Origin of the sequence: Pelagibius sp., assembly GCF_965249265.1 — a bacterium.
In the GTDB taxonomy this organism is placed as follows: Bacteria; Pseudomonadota; Alphaproteobacteria; order Kiloniellales; family Kiloniellaceae; genus Pelagibius.
In genome coordinates, this window is the sequence record NZ_OZ252224.1 from 4772699 (window position 1) to 4789793 (window position 17095).

Genomic DNA, 17095 nt, shown 5'->3' on the forward strand with positions numbered 1-17095 from the left:
TGATCTCCTCCGTTATCTCTTTATTTCGACTTCGACGAAAACGAAGTCATATTCGTTGGCATTGACGACGTCGTGTTCGACGCCGGCAGAGCGGGCATAAGACTGGCCGGCGGTAAGCTTGGCTGTCGACTCGCCTTCGGGACTCCTCAGCAGCAGGTTGCCGCTGGTCATCGGCACCACGACGTAATCCATCTCGTGGCGGTGATAACCGGTGGCCGCCCCGGGCGGGAAGCGCCACTCCGTCACCCTCACCGAGTCATTATCGACCTGGATAGTCGACCGCGCCCGGGGACGCTCATCAAGCATGACCGTCTCCCCGGATCGCACCGATGGCCCGCCACGCGAGAGGCATCAGCGCGGTAGCCTTGAAAACCAAAGAGTCGTTCCTTTGCGGCCAGAGGGCCGAGACCAGAACAGAATGCATATCTATTCGCTCCTCATTCTTTCCGGGCTAGCTCAGCGCCCCCCGAACCTTCTCAAGCAGCAGTCGCCGCTCCTTTCGCGCTTCCAGAGCCGCCGCCATGTCGACACGGACAAAGCGCGTTGCCGTGTGGGGCTGCAGCTGGCCGATAAAATCCATGTCCGCCGAGATCACCGCGCCCAGGGTGAAATAACCGCCACCCGAAACCGCATCGCGGTGCAGGACGATCGGTTCCGTCCCGCCCGGCACCTGTATGGAGCCGTAGGGGTAACAGCCGTCGACGATGTTGGAGGGGTCGGAACCGGCGCCGAAGGGCTGCTCGCGCGCCTCGAATTCGATCGGCCGGCCGCCCCGGAAGCGATAGCCCATGCGGTCCGCCTCCGGCGCCACTTTCCACTCGTCGTCGAAGAAGTTCTGCCCGGACTGCTCGGTGATCAAACGCCAGTAGAGACCGGGCAGCACCCTGAGTTCGGCCGGTGCGCCGGGCATACGGCGCAGCGCTTCGGGGACGCTGCGCCCTTCCGCCGCGCCGCCGCCTTCGCCCAGGGGCACGATGTCACCCACGGCCAGAGGGCGGCCTTCGACACCGCCAAGCGCGCCGATCGGATAGGTGGAGCGGCTGCCCAGCGCGGGCGGCGTGGCAATTCCGCCGGAGATGGCGATATAGATCCGCGCACCGGCCTTCAGGTAGTCGAAGGTCAGCAGTTGCCCGGCACGCACTTTGAACGCCGTCCAGCCCGGTTTCTCCTCGCCGTCCACACGCGCCGGCATGTCGGCCCCGGTAAAGGCAACCGTTGCATCGCTCTCGAACTCAAGCTGCGGGCCCAGGAACACGCATTCCAGCGCCGCGGCGCCTTCGTCGTTGCCGACCAGAAGATTGGCGGCGCGCAGGGCAAAGCGGTCCATGGCCCCGGAGATGGGAATGCCCAGATGGAAGTATCCCGGACGGCCGAGATCCTGGACAGTGCTCAAGAGGCCCGGGTTGACGACCTTAAACGCCATGGAGCGCCTCCATCAGCTTTGCGTTGTAGCCGTCGATGTCCGCGTTGAAGGCGGTCAGGTCGAAGGCGACCTCCTTGATGAGGGGCTCGTAGCGGTTGGCCTCGACATCGGCCAGGGTCGCGTCGTACTCCGCCCGGTCGATCGGTTTCCATTTCACGATGTCGCCGGGACTGAAGAACACCATGAAGTCCCGCAGGTAAGATGTCGTCTGGGCCGGGTCGTAGATGGTCATCGGGGTGATGCCGAACATCTGGTACCCGCCGGCGCCGCGCACCGAGTAGATGCAGGAGAAGCAGCCGCCGTAGCCCACGGTCTGTTTGGGGGTGTCGGTACGCGGGCGCAGATACTTCGGCACCTCGAGCTGACGTTCGCGCTCCACAAGCTGATAGAGAAACGGCAGGCCGGCGACGAAACCGACCATCGAGACGAACCAGGGCGAGGAATGGTGCGCGGTGATGAAGTCGGCGGCGCTGTCGTAGCCGTTGATCCGCGCCGCATAGTCCAGGTCCGTTCCCTCCGGGTCCTGATGGCGCTCGCGAAAGCGCATCAGCGTCTCATGGGTCCAAGGGTCCTGATAGAACACCGGGATCTCGATGATGCGGGTGTTGAGGCGTTTCTCGGCCTTCTCCGCAACCGCTTCCAGGGCCTTCAACTCAGCCAGCATGTCGTCCGGCTTTATCCTGTCGGGATCGAACTTCACCTGGAAGCTGGCATTGGCCGGGCAGACCTCGGTCACGCCGTCGATCTGCGCCGCACGCACCGCATTGGTCATGGAAAGGCTCTTGAAGAACGCATCGAGCGACATTTCTTCGTCCATCTCGACGAAGATGTGCTCGTCCCCTCCGAAGGTGTATCTCGTTTTCATCGTTCCATCACTCTCCCGTTCCTGACAGGCGGCCTGCGTTTTCTTCCAGCCAGTGTTCCAGCCAGCGCGTGTGAAAGGCGCCGCGCCGAACGTCTTCGTCGTCGGCCAGAACCGTGAACAGCGGCTTTGTCGTCTTCAGTGCGCCGAGATCGAGCTCCCGCAGCGCGCGGCGCAGGCGCTCGATCGCCGCCTCGCGCGTGTCGTCATGGACAATCAGTTTGCCGAGCAGAGAGTCGTAGAAGGGCGGGATGGCATAGCCGCCGTAAAGCATGCTGTCGAAGCGCACGCCCGGCCCGCCGGGGGCGGTAAACACGTCGACCGTGCCGGGAAAGGGCATGAAGTTCTTCGACGGGTCCTCGGCGTTGATCCTGACCTCGATGGCGTGGCCATGCAGCCGCACGGCGTCCTGTCGCAAGGAAAGCGGCTCGCCCGCCGCGACCCTGATCATCTCCCTTACCAGGTCGATACCGGTGACGAACTCTGTCACCGGATGCTCGACCTGAATGCGGGTGTTCATCTCGATGAAGTAGAAATCACCGCTGGCGTCGTCGTAGAGGAACTCCACCGTGCCGGCGCCGCGGTAGTTTACGGCGGAAGCAAGCTGCACCGCTGCGGCGCAAAGCGCCTCTCGGGCCGGTTGCGGCAGCGTTGCCGCCGGGGCTTCCTCCCAGACCTTCTGGCGGCGGCGCTGCAGCGAGCACTCGCGCTCGTAGCAGTGAATCGCATTCGCGCCGTCACCCAGCACCTGGACCTCGACATGCCGGGCGTCCCGGATGACCTTCTCTACGTAGATCCCACCATCGCCGAAGGCGGCCTGCGCCTCGGCCCGGGCTTGCGGCGCCATCTGATCGAAGGCCGCCAGATCATCGACAATGCGGATTCCCCGTCCGCCACCACCGGCGGCGGCCTTGATCATGACCGGAAAGCCGATCTCCTCGACCAGCCGCCGCGCTTCCGCCAGGTCGTCGATGCGCCCGTCGCTGCCCGGCACCGTGGGGACGCCGGCAGCGGCCGCCGTCGTGCGCGCGGCAACCTTGTCGCCCATCAGGCGAATGGTGTCGCCGGAGGGACCGACGAATATCAGGCCTGCCGCCACAACGGCATCGGCGAAGTCCGCGTTCTCAGAGAAAAAGCCATAACCGGGATGAACCGCATCGGCCCCGGTCTTGGCCGCTGCGTCCAGAAGCGCGGCGGCATTTAGGTAAGACTTCGCCGCCTGGGGCGGGCCGATGTTCACCGCCTCATCAGCCATTTTCACCGCCAGGGACTCGGCATCGGCATCGCTGTAGACCTGAACCGTGCGAATGCCCAGTTCCCGCGCCGCCCGGATAATCCGGACGGCGATCTCGCCGCGGTTGGCAATGAGAAGGGTCTCTATCTTCATATCGAACGATCCGGCCCCACCAACGTCAGCCTTCCAACTCGGCCAGTAGCTGACCCGCCGTCACCGGGTCCTCGTTCTCAACCGCGAAAGACTTGATGGTTCCGCCTGCTTCGGCCCTCACCTCGTGAAACGATTTCATCACCTCGATGAGGCCGATCACATCGCCCACGGCAACGCTGTCGCCTTCCGACTTGTATGGCGCTTCGTCCGGCGAAGGCTTGCGGTAGAACGTACCGGGCAGTGGCGAGAGTATCTGGGTCATCTTCTAATTCCTGTATCGGCTGATCTGAGTTTTTGCGTGGTCATGCAGCCTTGATGAAAGGCTGCAGAGCACCGCGCACCGCCTGCGCGACCTCCACGGCATTGGGCGTGTCGGAATGGACGCAGACCGTCTCCGCCCGCACCGGAATGTCGTTGCCCTCGACACTTGCAACGCGACCTTCCTGAACGGCCCGCAGGCAGCGCGCCGCGGAGTCTGCGGGATCGACGGCTTCGTGCTCACGGGTGATGATCAGCCCGCCGTCCTTGTCGTAGCCGAGGTCCGCGAAGTATTCGGCCAGAAAGGTCATGCCGCGGGCCCGGCAGACGTCTTCCTGCTGGGTGCCGGCGAGGCCATAAACAGGGACGCCGTAGACGGCAACCGCATCGCAGATGGCCTCCGCTACCGCCTTGTCCCGCGCAGCCATGCCGTAGAGGGAGCCATGCGGCTTGATGTGGTTCAGCGCCATACCCTCGGCATCGAGGAAGGCTTTCAGAGCCCCCACCTGATAGAGGATGCAGGCCGTCAGTTCGTCGGGGCGCATTTTCATCTCCCGGCGTCCGAAGCCTTGCAGGTCGGGCAGGGAGGGATGGGCGCCCACCCGCACGCCGTTGGCCTTCGCCAAACGCACCGTCTGGCGCATCACGGTCGGGTCGGAAGCGTGAAATCCGCAGGCGACGTTGGCTACGGTTATGAAAGGCATGATGCCCTCGTCATCGCCCATCTTGTAGAGCCCGAAGCTCTCACCCATGTCGCAGTTGATATCCAATGCCATCAGCTTTTCCCGTTCTCGAAAATCGGTTGATCGCCCATATCCCTTCACGCCACCTGCTGACGCATTTGCTCCCGCAACGCCTCAGTCGCCGGAAGGTCGACGTCCTCATCGTCGGTGATGACCACGCCGTAGGCCTGACGGGCGTGCTCCGTTGTGCAAAATCCATCGAGCACGTCCTCACAGACCTGCTCGGGCGAGCGCTCCAGCGGATCGCCGAAGCCGCCGCCGCAGGGTGCGTAGAAGGCCATCACATCGCCGGCTCTCACCGACACGCCCGAGAACTTGGCCGGCAGTTGCTCTATCCCTCTGTCTTCCAGGACGTTGTAGACCTCGACCTTGCCGACCGCGCCCGGCGCCCCGCCGAATGCGCCCCAGGGCGTATCGAGATGGCGCTCGTTCTCGTGGGTGATCGAACCATCGGTCAGCAGTCGCTGCGCCTTGACCACGCCGATTCCGCCACGGTACTGACCGGCCCCCGGCATGACGTCGTCGCGCAACTCATAACGGTCGCAGATCATCGGGAGGTGCATGCCAAGATCCTCGATCGGATTGTTGCGGGTGTTACACATCAGGTTGTCTATGGCATCGGGCCCGTCGGACTGTGGTCGCCCGCCATAAGCACCCTCATTGACCTCCAGAAACACCCAGTAGTCGCCGCTCGGCCGAATACCGGAATAGGCAACGAAGGAGAGGCTGGCGGAATTGCCTGCAGTGACCAGCTCCGGCAGAACCGGCGACAGCGCCTTCACGATGAGGTCGATAACACGGTTGCACTGGGTGAAACGGGCCTCGGCCGCTGCGGGGAACTCCGGATTGAAGATCGATCCCTTGGGCGCGATCACCTTGATCGGACGGAAAGACCCTTCGTTTTGTGGAACGTACTCCTCAGAGGTTGCGGTATCCAGAAGCAGCGCCCGGAAGGCGAAGAAACAGGCGACCTTGGTCGAGCCCTCGAAGGGGACGTTGAAGCCAGTCGGCACCTGGTCGGCCGAACCGGTCAGATCGACCTCGACCGAATCGCCCTGGACGCGCACGCAGACCTTGACCGGCAAGCGCGTGTCCCGGTTGCGCCCGTCATCGTCCAGGAAACCCTCGGCATAGTACTCGCCATCGGGAATCTCGGCGATCCTGCTGCGCAGAATACCTTCCGAGTAGTCCATCAACTGGCCGGAAGCGGTCAATACCGTTTCCTTGCCATAGCTTTCGATCAGTTCGACAAAGCGCCGGGCGCCAAGCTTGACCGAGGCGATCTGTGCCTCGATGTCGTCCTGCAACTGTTTGGGCATGCGGCTGTTGTGGCCGAGGAACTGCCAGATCGCCTCGTTCCGCTGGCCCTTTTCGTAGAGCTTGATGCCGGCAAACAACATACCCTCGGCGAAGACATCGGGTATGTCGATGATCAGGCCGGGGGTCGCCGAGCCGATATCGACATGATGGGCGGTATTGGCCGAGAACCCGACCAGCTCGCCCTGCCAGAAGATCGGCATCACCACGGCAATGTCCGGCGAGTGGCTGGCGCCGTAATAGGGGTGGTTATGGATGACGATATCGCCTTCGTGCCATACACCGCCCTGCAACGAGTCCTGGATGCCGCGCAGGTAGCCGGGAATCGAACCGATGTGCAGCGGCGTCGAGTCCGACTCGCAAAGCGTGTTGAAGTCAGCGTCGAACAACCCGGCGCCGAGATCCTGCGACTCCCGGATGATCGAGGAGAAAGACATGCGATAAAGCACATGCCCCATCTCCTGGGCGATGGTGTCGAAGGCACCGGCGATCACCTGTAGGGTGATGGGATCGACTTCCTTGCTGGTCATGTTTCGCTCTCCAACCTGAAATTAGACGGTCACATGCATGTTGCCGGATTCCAGAACCCGGGCCGTGCACCCCGGGGGTACCAACGTGGTCGAATTGTGTTGGATGACGATCCCCGGTCCCGGCACTTCATGGCCGGCCATGAGCTTTCCCCGGTCATAGCGCGGCGTCTCCAGTGTCTGGCCGTCATCGAAGGTCGTCGGCCGGTTGAACAGAAAGGCGCTGTCGATCCCGGCACCATTGGCTTTTGCGAGCTTCGGCCATTCCAGGCTCTCGACATCCGCAACGCCGATGACGCGCAGAGTCACGACCTCAACCAGCGAACCCTCAAAGGCGTAGCCATAATCCTGCTTGTGCTGGCGGTGAAAGTTCTGCATCACGATGTCCTTGTTCTCCAAGGTCACCGGACCACCCGGCATCTCCGCCCGCAGCTCGAAGCCCTGGCCCTGATAGCGGCATTCGGCGATCCTGACGAAGCGATGCTTCTCCGGCGGCACGCCGTCCGCCACCAGCCGTTCGCGGCAGAGCTGCTCAAGCTTCTCTGCATGAACATTGATGTTATCCAAGGTCTTCTGATCTGCATCGTTGAGGATGGCGAGGACCGAGCGGGTGAACTCGTACTGCATGTCGGTCACCAGCAGCCCCACCGCCGCCGTGATGCCCGGGGCGGGTGGCACGATCACCTCGTTGGCCGAGACGATGCGCGCCAGGGCGACGCCGTGTAGCGGGCCCGCGCCGCCAAAAGGCATCAAGGCGAAGTCGCGCGGATCAAAGCCACGGGCCACCGAGTTGGCGCGGATTGCCAGGGCCATGTTGTTATTGACGATCTTTATGATACCGAGGGCTGCCTCTTCGACCGACAGGCCCATGGGCTTGGCCAGTTTCTCGTCGATGGCCTGGCGCGCCAGGTCGGGATCGACTTTCAGGTCGCCGCCCAGCAACTTGTCGGCATCAAGCCGGCCGAGAACCACCTGTGCATCGGTGACCGTCGGCTCCTCACCGCCTTTGGCATAACACACCGGCCCCGGGTCGGCCCCGGCCGAGCGCGGACCCACACGAAAGGCGCCGCCTTCGTCGAGGTAGGCGATGGACCCGCCCCCCGCACCGATGGTCGCCAGGTCGATCATCGGTGCCAGAACCGGATAATCGCCGACGTAGGTATCGCGCGGGTTCATGATCTTGATGTCGCCGGCCGGGATCGTGCTGATATCGGCAGAGGTGCCACCGATATCAACGGTGATGAGGTTATCGACCCCCGACATCCCCCCGGCCCAGCGGCCAGCGATAACGCCGCCAGCCGGACCGGACATGAGGATCGTCACCGCCTTTTCCGAACATGTCTCGACCGTGCCGATCCCGCCATTCGACTGCATGATCCGCAGCTCTGCGTTGAAGCCTTCTTCCCTCAGGCTACGTTCCAGGTTTCGCAGATAACCGGAGGTCCGCGGCCCGACATAGGCGTTCATGGCGGTGGTGGAAAAGCGCTCGTACTCGCGAATGACATCGACCACCTCGGAGGAACAACAGACATAGGCGTCGGGAAGCACTTCCTGGATGATCTCCTTTGCCCGGCGCTCATGCTGGTTGTTCAGGAAAGAGAAAAGAAACGCGATGACCACCGCGGTCAGACCGCGTTTCTTGAACAACTCAGCCGCCTCTCGAACCTCCTGCTCATTGAGTGGTGTATCCACCGCACCGGAAGGCGGCAGAATCCGTTCTGAGATCGGGATCCGGTTGCGCCGTTTGATCAGCGGCTGCGACTGCCAGGGAACATCGAACTGCATCGAGAAATTATGCGGCCGCTTGTGACGGGCGATATGCAGGATGTCGCGGAATCCCCGCGTCGTCAGCATACCGACCTCGGCACCGTTGTGTTCCAGCGTGATGTTGGTGGCGACCGTCGTTCCATGCACAACAAGCTTTACCTCGCCCGGTTCGACCTGTGCCGCCTGGCAGATCTCCTTGATGCCGCGCAAAACGCCCTTTGATTGGTCCTCCGGCGTGCTGGAAACCTTGTGAACGTGCACCTGACTCGTGCCGTCCCTGGTGGTTTCGAGAACCAGGTCGGTAAACGTCCCGCCGACATCAACGCCAATCTTGGTCATTTCTCTTTCAACCTCCATCACTTCATCTTCTTCAGCCGGTCTGCCGCCTTACGAGAGAACACGCGGCATCAGACCTCTGACAGCGCGCTTTCAATCCCCAGCCCATAAGACAACAGCCTCTCGTCGTGACCGCCCGGCGCAGAGAACAGAATGCTGGTCGGCAGCCCTCTGGCATCGCGGCCGGAGGGCAGGGCAAGACCACAGGTGGCCAGAAAGTTTCCCAGCATGGTGTTGCGCAGCGTCTTCAGATTGACCTCATGGAACAGTTCGTCATCCGCCTCCAGGGGCGCGGCCTCGGGCGCGGTATGCACGACTGTCGGCATCGCAAGCAAAGCGCCGTCGATTTCCTTGCCAAAGGCGGCGATGAGGCGGTTGCGCTTATGCAGAACGCTGAGAAGATCGCGGGCCGACATGCGCTTGCCACCCAGAATCCGGTCGACGACACGGCGGTCGATCCTCGCGCAGTCATCCCCGTCGATACGCTCCTGGTGCACGAAATAGGCTTCGGCGGCGGTGAGAGAGCCGTGTTCGGCGGTCACCGCCTCGACTTCTTCGAACAGAGAAAAGCGTCGGCGCTCGATGCCGGCACCGGCTTCTGCCAGGCGCTCGATGCAGCGCTCGAAGTTCGCCGCGACGGCTTCCTCGATACCCTCGAAGACCACGCTTTCGGGAATGACGAGGCGCAGGCTTGAAAGGTCCGCCCGGCGCACGCCGCCGGTAACCTGGCCCCGCAGGACCATGTCGAGCAGCACCGCATCCTCGACCGAGCGCGTAAGCGGGCCGACGGTATCCAGCGTATCGGAGAGCGGGAAGACAGCGGACTTGTCGATCCGGCGCTCGGAAGTCTTGTAGCCGACGAGGCCGTTGAAAGCCGCGGGTATGCGCACCGACCCACCGGTGTCCGTACCGATCGAGCAGGGACTCGATCCCTCGGCGACGCTGACACCGGAGCCCGAACTGGACCCGCCCGGCACCCGCGTGACGGCCGCGTCATGGGGATTGGCAGGCGATCCGTAATGCGGGTTGAGACCGAGGCCCGAATAGGCGAATTCGGTCAGATTGACCTTTCCAAGGCAGACCATGCCCGCCGCCGCGGCGTTGGCGACCACCGGCGCATCCTGCCCCACCGCTTCGCTGTCACGCCATAAGGCGGAACCGGCCGTCGTCGGGCTGCCGGCAAGGTCAAACAGGTCTTTCCAGGATAGCGGCACGCCGTCGAGCGGCCCCACGGCCCGCCCTTCGCGATGACGCTTCAGGCTCGCTTCGGCCTCCCGCCGCGCACGCGCCGCCGTTACGCAGAGATAGACATTCCGTTTCTCGGCCTCGGCCGCTTCGGCAAGAAAGTGCTCGGCAACCTCCACTGGATCGGTGGCGCCGCTGACGATCAGACGACCGATGCCCGCTGCCGTGGTATGCGACAGTGCTTCTGCATCGATCATCCGTTACCCCTCCTTCAATCCTCAAACCGTCAAGGCTCACGCGGCGGCAATTACCGTGGCCTCGTTCGGCAACCACGACAGGTAGACCTGCGATGTGCCCGCCTCGAAGGCCTCGCTGTATTTTTCCGTATGGCTCTCGACCATCACTTCCTTGCCGTCCGGCAGCCTGATCACGTAGGAGACGGTATGGCCGACCACGTCGGCGGTCTCGACCAGGCCTTCGATCACATTGCCCCGGTAGCGTTCGGCCAGGGCATTGCGGTCGGCAGTCAGCGGATGCACGTCGATGGCCTCCGACGGCACCACGGCGATGATGCTCGTACCCTCATCCAGGGAGCCGTCGGTCAGATGCCCCTTCAGCGCCCCATAGGGTGTATCGACAACCGCCTGGCCGCCGTCCCGCCCCCGAAGGCGGCCGGGGATATTGGTGTTCCGCCCGATGAACTGGGCGACGAAGCTTGTCTCCGGCCGTGTATAGAGCTCGTAAGGTCCGCTGATCTGCTCCACCTCGCCGCGGTTCATCACGATGACCCGGTCCGACAGCACCAGGGCCTCGGACTGGGCATGGGTGACGAAGACGAAGGTGATGCCGAGATTGCGCTGCAGAAGCTTCAACTCGTTCTGGATCGACTTGCGCAGGTTTGCATCGAGAGAGCCCAGTGGCTCATCCAGCAAAAGAATGTCCGGTTCGACCACCAAACCCCGCGCCAGGGCGATGCGCTGGCGCTGGCCGCCGGAGAGGCCTTCGTGGCGCCGCTCCGCAACATCGAGCAGTTCCAGCTTGCACATGATGCTGTCCGCCTTCTCATGCCGCTCCGCGGCCGGCAGGCCCTTTACCGCCAGGCCGTATTCGATGTTTTGGCGCACGGTCATATGCGGGAACAGCGCGTAGTTCTGGAAAATCGTGGATGTCGGGCGCCGCTCCGCCGGCAAGTCGTTGATGCGCTCGCCACGGATGCGCACTTCTCCGGAGGTGATCGATTCGAAGCCCGCGATCATGCGCAGCGTCGTCGTCTTGCCGCAGCCGGACGGCCCGACGAAGGAAATGAATTCGCCCTTCTCGACTTGAAGGTCGAAGTTTCGAACGGCCAGCGTGCCGTTGTCGTAAACCTTCTCGACGCCGATCAGTTCCAGATCGTATGCCACGAACAGTCTGCCTCCAGTAATCGGAGCGCCGGGTCGGACCGAAGCATCCAGGATGCTCCGGCCCAATCCTTCGCTCTTTCGACGGGAAGAATCCTCAAGCGTTGAGGAATTCGTCCCACTTTGCGATGACGTGGTCGTACTCGTCGGGCCACTGGTGCCAGTAGGCGACGCTGGACGCGCGCTCGGCCAGCGAACCGCCGTCCCGCAGGTCGCCTTCCTGAATCCCGCGCGAGGGGGCGCCCTTCCAGGGAGCGCCTTCGTACCAGAAGGCATAGCGGTCGGGATCCATCGCATCCTTCACGTTGGTGGTCGGCGAGTAGTAGCCCTGCTCGGAGACGGTGATGGCCGGCGGCCCGGACAGCCAGTAATCGGCATAGGCATTGACGGCCCCCTTGTTGGGCGTACCGGCGATCGGCGTGATGCCGATGGACCAGGCACGGTAACCTTCCTTCGGCACCGCATAGCGGCAGGGCGTTCCCTGCGCCTTGACCGCCATCACCGCCGGCTGCCAGGCATCACAGACCACCATCTCGCCGGAAGCCAGAAGGTTCACCAACTCGCCGAAGTCGCCCCAGAGCGCGCGGAACTGGCCTTCCTTCTTCTTCGAGATGAGGAATTTCATCGCCTCATCGATTTCCGCCTGATTGGGATTCCCGGGGTTCTTGACGTCGGACATGCCCAGGCTGTTCATCGCCAGAACGGCCTGACCCAGCGCGATCAGGGGATCGGTATTGAGGCCGGAGCGCCCCTTCCACTTCTTGTCGAAAATCGCGGTCCAGGTGTTTGCCTCTTCATCGCTGACCACGGAGGGGTTGTAACCGATCGAGTCATAGTTATAGACCGTCGGCACCATGTAGAGCTTGGTCTGTGCATCGTCTGCCCAGATCTGACCGGTGATCTGTGCCCGCTTCTCCCACTTGGGATCCACCTTGGTGAAGGTGTCGCGGATGTTGCCCCAGTTCTTCAGGTCGGAGGTCGCAACCGGATCGACATTGTTGGTCATCACCACCGCGGGCAGGCGCTCGCCGATGGTCTCCCAGCAATCGAAGTCCTTCGAGCCGGAGAGGATCTTGGTCTGGGCATCGGGGAACGTCGCCGCCGTGCCCGTGGTGCCGCCGACACCGGACTTGCTTCGGAATTCGTCAAGGATGCGTTCCTGCACCGTCACCGAGAGGCCGATGGTGCGCAACTGCTGCTTCGAAATGTCGGCTGCCGCCGCATAGGCTTTACGCGAGTTCAGAAACGGCGTTCCGCCGCCCAGAGCCAACGCCGTTGTAGCAACCGTTCCCTTTAACGCCGCAGACAGAACATCGCGGCGAGAGTGCTGATTTTTCACAGACATCTGTAGTGTCTCCCTTCAATGACTCTCGTTCGAATGGCCAATGACCTGAACAGCCTTCCTGCGTATCAGTACCTCCCCACAAGAAGGCCGCCATCGACCACAACTGTCTGCCCGGTCATGTAGCGGGCAGCATGCGACGCCAAGAAAACGGCGACGTCGGCAATATCATCGGGTTCTCCAACCCGGCCGATCGGTATGAACGCGGCCGCCTTTTCCAGGCCGGCCGGCCCAAGTGAATGTTCTTCCGAGAGCGCCTGGGCGGTGCGGACATAGCCCGGCGCGATGCCGTTGACCCGGATGCCGTCGCGGGCGAGCTCGACGGCCAGCCCGCGTACCAGTCCGACAACGCCGGACTTGGCGGCGGAGTAGTGAACATGCTCGTCCCAACCGTAGGCGACACCCATGATGGAGGAGAGCGCGACGATGGCCCCGCTTCCTTTCGCCCGCATCGCTGGAGCGGCGGCCCGCGCAACGCGCATGATGCCTTTCAGGTCGATGTCGAAGGTATGATCCCACTTCTCATCGGACATCGCTGCCAGGGGCACCCTGTGGGCGATCCCGGCATTGGCGACCACCACGTCGAGCGCGCCGAACTGCGCCTCGGCGGCTGCGACCACGGCGTCGGCATTCTTACTGTCCGTGACGTCCAGATGCTGGAACTGCGCCGCCCCGCCGCCGCCGTTGATTTCCGCCGCGACCGCTTCGCCCTCCTTGTCGAGAACGTCGGTTACGATGACGTGGTAGCCGGCTTCGGCGAAGGCGAGGGCGGTCGCGCGCCCGATGCCGATGCCGCCGCCGGTGATAAGTACGCTCCCTTGATCCGTCATCGCCTTCATCAACCTTTGTTTCGTCCTTGGGCTTCCGGCTGCAAACCGAAAGCGTTGCGCCCTAAAGCATCACATCCCCGGAGTTCGGCCCCAGTGTCTGTCCGACGTAGATCCGGGCCGCCGGCGAAGCCAGGAACGCCACCGTGTCGGCAACGTCCTCGGGCTCTCCGAAATGACCGAGCGGCAGTTCGCCGGCCTTCGCCTTGCGCCAATCCTCCGAAAGATTGCGCACCAGCTCGGTGTTGATCGGCCCCGGCGCCACCGCATTGACCCGCACGCCGCGTTTGCTGACTTCGCGCGCCAGCGCCTTGGTAAGACCGATGATCCCCGCCTTCGCGGCGCTGTAGTGCACCAGTTCGACCCCGCCGATCTGCCCCAGTTGGGAAGCGATGTTGACGATCACCCCCTCACCCCGCTGCAGCATCGGCACGACCGCGGTCCGGGCGCAGAGAAAGGTGCCGCGCAGGTGCACGGCAATCATGCGATCCCAGTCTTCGACGGAGAGCTCTTCGAAAAGCGATTGCTGAACGATGCCGGCGTTGTTGACCAGCAGGCTGCAGTCACCGAATACCTCGGCGCAGTGCCGGAAAATCCGGGAAACATCATCAGGGTCGGAAACATCGCCCGCGACCGCCGTGGCAGCACCACCATCGGCAGTTATCGCTGCCGCAATCCTTTCGGCGGCCGCCATCTGCAGATCGTTGACGACGATCTTGGCGCCGGCATCGGCCAGGCGCCGGGCAATGGCCGCGCCGATGCCGTTCCCGGCACCGGTGACCACGGCGATATGATCCGCAAGCGGGCTCATTGGATGTCTTCCTGAATGGCGGCTTTCTTTGCCCGCCGCACCGAAAGCGACATCAGGATTCCGTAGACGGCGAGAATGGAGAAAGAGAACAGTGTCGTCAGAACGCCGAAGGCAAAGATGTTCGGATGGATCTCGACAGAGAAGGTGCCGTAGATCGCCAGCGGCAGGGTCAGGTCGGCACCAGCAGCGAAAAGTGTGCGCGGGAACTCGTCGTAGCTGAGCGTGAAGGCAAACAGCATGGAGCTGAGCACGCCGGGGAAGATCAGCGGGAAGGTGACCTTTCTGAAGGTGCGCGTCGGCGTCACACCGAGGCTCCAGGCCGCCTCTTCCACCGATCTGTCGAAACGATTGAAGATCGCCAGCATGACCAGGAAGGCAAAAGGAAAGGTGTAGAGAACATGGGCCACATAGGTGGTGCCCCACCAGGCGCGGGAGATGCCCAGATTGTTGGCGACCAGCGCCAGGCCAAGGCCGACCAGAACGCCGGGAACGATCATGCCCAGCACGACCAGATAGAAGACGAAGCTGGACCCTTTGAACCGGCGGCGGAAAGCCTGGGCCGTCATGGTGCCGAGAACGGTCGAGGTCACCATGGTCATGAAAGCCAACGTCAGAGAGCGGACGATCGCCTCGCCGATCGGCAGGGGAGCGATGCGCGAGGGCGGCGTCAGACCGAAGATGTGCTCGTACCAGTAGGTCGACCATTCGATGATCGGAAACTGCGGCCCGCCTTCGGGTCCGGCCTGGAAACTGAGGATCCCGAGCACCACGAAGGGGGCGTAGAGAAAGCCGATGAAAAGCGCCGTGTAGAGCGCCAGGGCGGAGCGAAGGAAGGGCCGGTTCTCCATGGGCTAGAGCTCCTTCCTCAGATCCACGAAGCGCAGCAGGACCGCCACGACGACGGCCATGACGGCGGTCAGGATCACGCCGGCAACGGCGGCAAAGGCCCACTTCAGGGAACCCACCTGGGTCACGATGATATTGCCGAGCAGGTTGACCTTGCGCCCGGACAGCGCGGCCGAGGTGGCAAACTCGCCCAGCACCATGACCGAGACGAAGATCGCCCCGACCACGACGCCGGGCAGGCTGAGCGGAAAGATGATGGTGCGGAAGATGCGCCAGGTACCCGCGCCGAGATCACGCGCAGCCTCGATCAGACTGGGATCGATACGCGAGAGCATGAAGGCGATGGGGCCGACCATGAAGACCACGTAGATCTGGGTCATGCCCACCACGACACTGAACTCGGTGAACAGCAGCACCTCGATGGGCTCCGCGATCAGTCCCAGTTTTTCCAGAACGATGTTCACCGCCCCTTCCTTGCCGAGCATCGGGCGCCAGGCCAGGACGCGGATCAGGAATGAGGTCCAAAAGGGCACCACGCAGAGCACCAGGACGATGGTCTGCACGGTCTTGTTCTTGATGAAGAGACCGATGAAGAGCGCGGTGGGATAACCCAGCGCAAAGGTCGTCGCCAGAACGATCAGCCAGATCTTGATCGTTCTCAGCAGCGCGGCGAAGTAGGTCTCGCTGGAAAAGAAGGCAACCCAGCTGTCCGCGGTCAGGGTCGGCTCGATGCTGAAGGTCTTCTGAGTCCAGAAACTGACGTAGACCATCATCAGCATCGGCACGACCAGGAACAACAGCATCCAGATCGTCCCCGGTGCGATGAGCATCGCCGTGATCCGGCGGGCCGAGGAATCGCCGCCTCCGGATACTGTCTTCACGCCCTCTTCCGTTGGCCCGCTTTCAGGCCCGCCTTCGGACAGAACATCGTTACCGCGACTAGCGTCCATCATCGGCCTTGAGGTCTCTCATTGGAAATAGACAAGCGCTTCATCGGGCGACCACGACAGCCAGTAGTCGTTACCGGCGGCGAATTCTTCAGGACGCCGATGGCTGAGGTGGTACTCCACCTCAAGCACCTTTCCGTCGGCGCCGCGGAAGAAATAGGTAATGCGCGGCCCCGCATACTCGCTGGTGATGAAGGTCGCCCGGACGCCGGTGCCGCCGTCTGCCGACAACTCCTGCAGCGGAACCACCCTGATCTTGTCGAAACGCACGCAATAGACGCCGGCCGCCGCAGCCCCGGGCGAACAGGCAAAGCTGCTGGTGCCGGCGTGAAACGCGCCTTCTTCATCACGGCGCCCCTCAAACATGTTGTAGCAGTTGAGAAACTTCGCCACGCGGGCCGACTGCGGGCGGTTATAGACGGCGTCGGGGTCGGAGATCTGCGCCAGCCGGCCGCTGTCGAGAACGGCCACCCGGTCGCCCATCGCCAGCGCCTCTTCCTCGTTACCCGTCACATGCATGAAGGTGATTCCAAGCTGCTGGCGAATGCGCCGGAGCTCGACGCGCATGCGCGCCCGCAAGTTGGCGTCCAGGGCACCAAGCGGTTCGTCGAGCAGGATAATCTTCGGGTCGGCGACCAGGGTCCGCGCCAAGGCGACTCTTTGCTTCTGGCCGCCGGATATCTGATCAATGCCACGATCGCCGAGATCGGAAAGCCCGACCAGGGCCAACATCTCATCGACCCTGCGGCGAAGCTCCGCTTCATCCTCCAGGGGGTCGACTTCGCGATTGCGCAGCCCGAATGCCACGTTCTCGAAGACCGTAAGATGGGGAAAGAGAGCGAACCCCTGGGACACAAAGCCAATGCCCCGCCGATAGGCGGGCACCTGGGCGAGAGAGCGCCCCTCCAGAAGAACGTCGCCGGCATCTGGCTTCTCGAAACCGGCAATGACCTTCAGAAGAGTTGACTTCCCGGAACCGCTGGGGCCAAGAAGCGAAATGTATTCGTTGGCCTCCAGCGTCACCGACAGACTGTCGAGGGCGGTGTCGTCTCCGTAGCGCTTGGTGACGTTCTTGAGTTCCAGAATGGCGGTCATGCGGCGGAGGCCATGGAGGCAC

Annotated in this window: 16 protein-coding genes; all 16 read right to left on the reverse strand. The window is 63.0% G+C overall.

The genetic code is table 11. The annotated features are described in order from the left end of the window. Positions 1-12 precede the first annotated feature (12 nt). Entirely contained in the window at positions 13-306 is a 294-nt protein-coding gene (locus ACP146_RS22255) for a cupin domain-containing protein (RefSeq protein ID WP_422368947.1), read from the reverse strand. Between the two features lie 145 nt (positions 307-451). Continuing rightward, a complete protein-coding gene (locus tag ACP146_RS22260) occupies positions 452-1423 on the reverse strand; it encodes a biotin-dependent carboxyltransferase family protein (protein WP_422368948.1) in 972 nt (323 codons plus the stop codon). After that, on the reverse strand, positions 1413-2288 hold the full coding sequence (locus ACP146_RS22265) for a 5-oxoprolinase subunit B family protein (protein ID WP_422368949.1): 876 nt from the start codon (positions 2286-2288) through the stop codon (positions 1413-1415). Before ACP146_RS22265 ends, ACP146_RS22260 begins: the two co-directional genes overlap by 11 nt. A gap of 7 nt (positions 2289-2295) precedes the next feature. Further along, positions 2296-3672 (reverse strand): acetyl-CoA carboxylase biotin carboxylase subunit, encoded by a 1377-nt coding sequence (locus tag ACP146_RS22270; RefSeq protein WP_422368950.1) that lies wholly within the window; start codon positions 3670-3672, stop codon positions 2296-2298. A gap of 25 nt (positions 3673-3697) precedes the next feature. After that, complete coding sequence (locus tag ACP146_RS22275) at positions 3698-3934, reverse strand: acetyl-CoA carboxylase (protein WP_422368951.1); 237 nt, start codon at positions 3932-3934, stop codon at positions 3698-3700. A 40-nt stretch (positions 3935-3974) separates the two neighbouring features. Further along, positions 3975-4706, reverse strand: a complete 732-nt coding sequence (locus ACP146_RS22280) for a LamB/YcsF family protein (protein ID WP_422368952.1) — start codon at positions 4704-4706, stop codon at positions 3975-3977. A 44-nt stretch (positions 4707-4750) separates the two neighbouring features. After that, positions 4751-6520: a hydantoinase B/oxoprolinase family protein gene (locus ACP146_RS22285; protein WP_422368953.1), complete on the reverse strand. Its 1770-nt coding sequence runs from the start codon at positions 6518-6520 to the stop codon at positions 4751-4753. A 21-nt stretch (positions 6521-6541) separates the two neighbouring features. Then, positions 6542-8623 carry a hydantoinase/oxoprolinase family protein gene (locus ACP146_RS22290; protein ID WP_422368954.1) on the reverse strand — a complete coding sequence of 694 codons (2082 nt, stop codon included), beginning with the start codon at positions 8621-8623 and terminating at the stop codon, positions 6542-6544. 68 nt (positions 8624-8691) lie between these two features. Further along, positions 8692-10062 (reverse strand): amidase, encoded by a 1371-nt coding sequence (locus ACP146_RS22295; RefSeq protein ID WP_422368955.1) that lies wholly within the window; start codon positions 10060-10062, stop codon positions 8692-8694. A gap of 36 nt (positions 10063-10098) precedes the next feature. Further along, positions 10099-11208 (reverse strand): ABC transporter ATP-binding protein, encoded by a 1110-nt coding sequence (locus tag ACP146_RS22300; RefSeq protein ID WP_422368956.1) that lies wholly within the window; start codon positions 11206-11208, stop codon positions 10099-10101. 94 nt (positions 11209-11302) lie between these two features. Next, complete coding sequence (locus ACP146_RS22305; protein WP_422368957.1) at positions 11303-12550, reverse strand: ABC transporter substrate-binding protein; 1248 nt, start codon at positions 12548-12550, stop codon at positions 11303-11305. 65 nt (positions 12551-12615) lie between these two features. After that, entirely contained in the window at positions 12616-13377 is a 762-nt protein-coding gene (locus ACP146_RS22310) for an SDR family NAD(P)-dependent oxidoreductase (RefSeq protein WP_422368958.1), read from the reverse strand. Positions 13378-13438: 61 nt separating this feature from the next. Continuing rightward, entirely contained in the window at positions 13439-14185 is a 747-nt protein-coding gene (locus tag ACP146_RS22315) for an SDR family NAD(P)-dependent oxidoreductase (protein WP_422368959.1), read from the reverse strand. Further along, positions 14182-15033 carry an ABC transporter permease gene (locus ACP146_RS22320; protein ID WP_422368960.1) on the reverse strand — a complete coding sequence of 284 codons (852 nt, stop codon included), beginning with the start codon at positions 15031-15033 and terminating at the stop codon, positions 14182-14184. The genes ACP146_RS22315 and ACP146_RS22320 overlap by 4 nt, the downstream gene beginning before the upstream one ends. 3 nt (positions 15034-15036) lie before the next feature. Next, positions 15037-15912 carry an ABC transporter permease gene (locus ACP146_RS22325; protein WP_422368961.1) on the reverse strand — a complete coding sequence of 292 codons (876 nt, stop codon included), beginning with the start codon at positions 15910-15912 and terminating at the stop codon, positions 15037-15039. Positions 15913-15999: 87 nt separating this feature from the next. Beyond that, positions 16000-17073, reverse strand: coding sequence for an ABC transporter ATP-binding protein (locus tag ACP146_RS22330; RefSeq protein WP_422368962.1), 1074 nt, complete (start codon positions 17071-17073; stop codon positions 16000-16002). Between the last annotated feature and the right edge of the window lie 22 nt (positions 17074-17095).

Bases quoted from the DNA above. Each gene is read 5' to 3' on its own strand.
- ACP146_RS22255 (WP_422368947.1), bottom strand. From the start codon at position 306: ATGCTTGATGAGCGTCCCCGGGCGCGGTCGACTATCCAGGTCGATAAT.
- ACP146_RS22260 (WP_422368948.1), bottom strand. From the start codon at position 1,423: ATGGCGTTTAAGGTCGTCAACCCGGGCCTCTTGAGCACTGTCCAGGAT.
- ACP146_RS22265 (WP_422368949.1), bottom strand. From the start codon at position 2,288: ATGAAAACGAGATACACCTTCGGAGGGGACGAGCACATCTTCGTCGAG.
- ACP146_RS22270 (WP_422368950.1), bottom strand. From the start codon at position 3,672: ATGAAGATAGAGACCCTTCTCATTGCCAACCGCGGCGAGATCGCCGTC.
- ACP146_RS22275 (WP_422368951.1), bottom strand. From the start codon at position 3,934: ATGACCCAGATACTCTCGCCACTGCCCGGTACGTTCTACCGCAAGCCT.
- ACP146_RS22280 (WP_422368952.1), bottom strand. From the start codon at position 4,706: ATGGCATTGGATATCAACTGCGACATGGGTGAGAGCTTCGGGCTCTAC.
- ACP146_RS22285 (WP_422368953.1), bottom strand. From the start codon at position 6,520: ATGACCAGCAAGGAAGTCGATCCCATCACCCTACAGGTGATCGCCGGT.
- ACP146_RS22290 (WP_422368954.1), bottom strand. From the start codon at position 8,623: ATGACCAAGATTGGCGTTGATGTCGGCGGGACGTTTACCGACCTGGTT.
- ACP146_RS22295 (WP_422368955.1), bottom strand. From the start codon at position 10,062: ATGATCGATGCAGAAGCACTGTCGCATACCACGGCAGCGGGCATCGGT.
- ACP146_RS22305 (WP_422368957.1), bottom strand. From the start codon at position 12,550: ATGTCTGTGAAAAATCAGCACTCTCGCCGCGATGTTCTGTCTGCGGCG.
- ACP146_RS22310 (WP_422368958.1), bottom strand. From the start codon at position 13,377: ATGACGGATCAAGGGAGCGTACTTATCACCGGCGGCGGCATCGGCATC.
- ACP146_RS22315 (WP_422368959.1), bottom strand. From the start codon at position 14,185: ATGAGCCCGCTTGCGGATCATATCGCCGTGGTCACCGGTGCCGGGAAC.
- ACP146_RS22320 (WP_422368960.1), bottom strand. From the start codon at position 15,033: ATGGAGAACCGGCCCTTCCTTCGCTCCGCCCTGGCGCTCTACACGGCG.
- ACP146_RS22330 (WP_422368962.1), bottom strand. From the start codon at position 17,073: ATGACCGCCATTCTGGAACTCAAGAACGTCACCAAGCGCTACGGAGAC.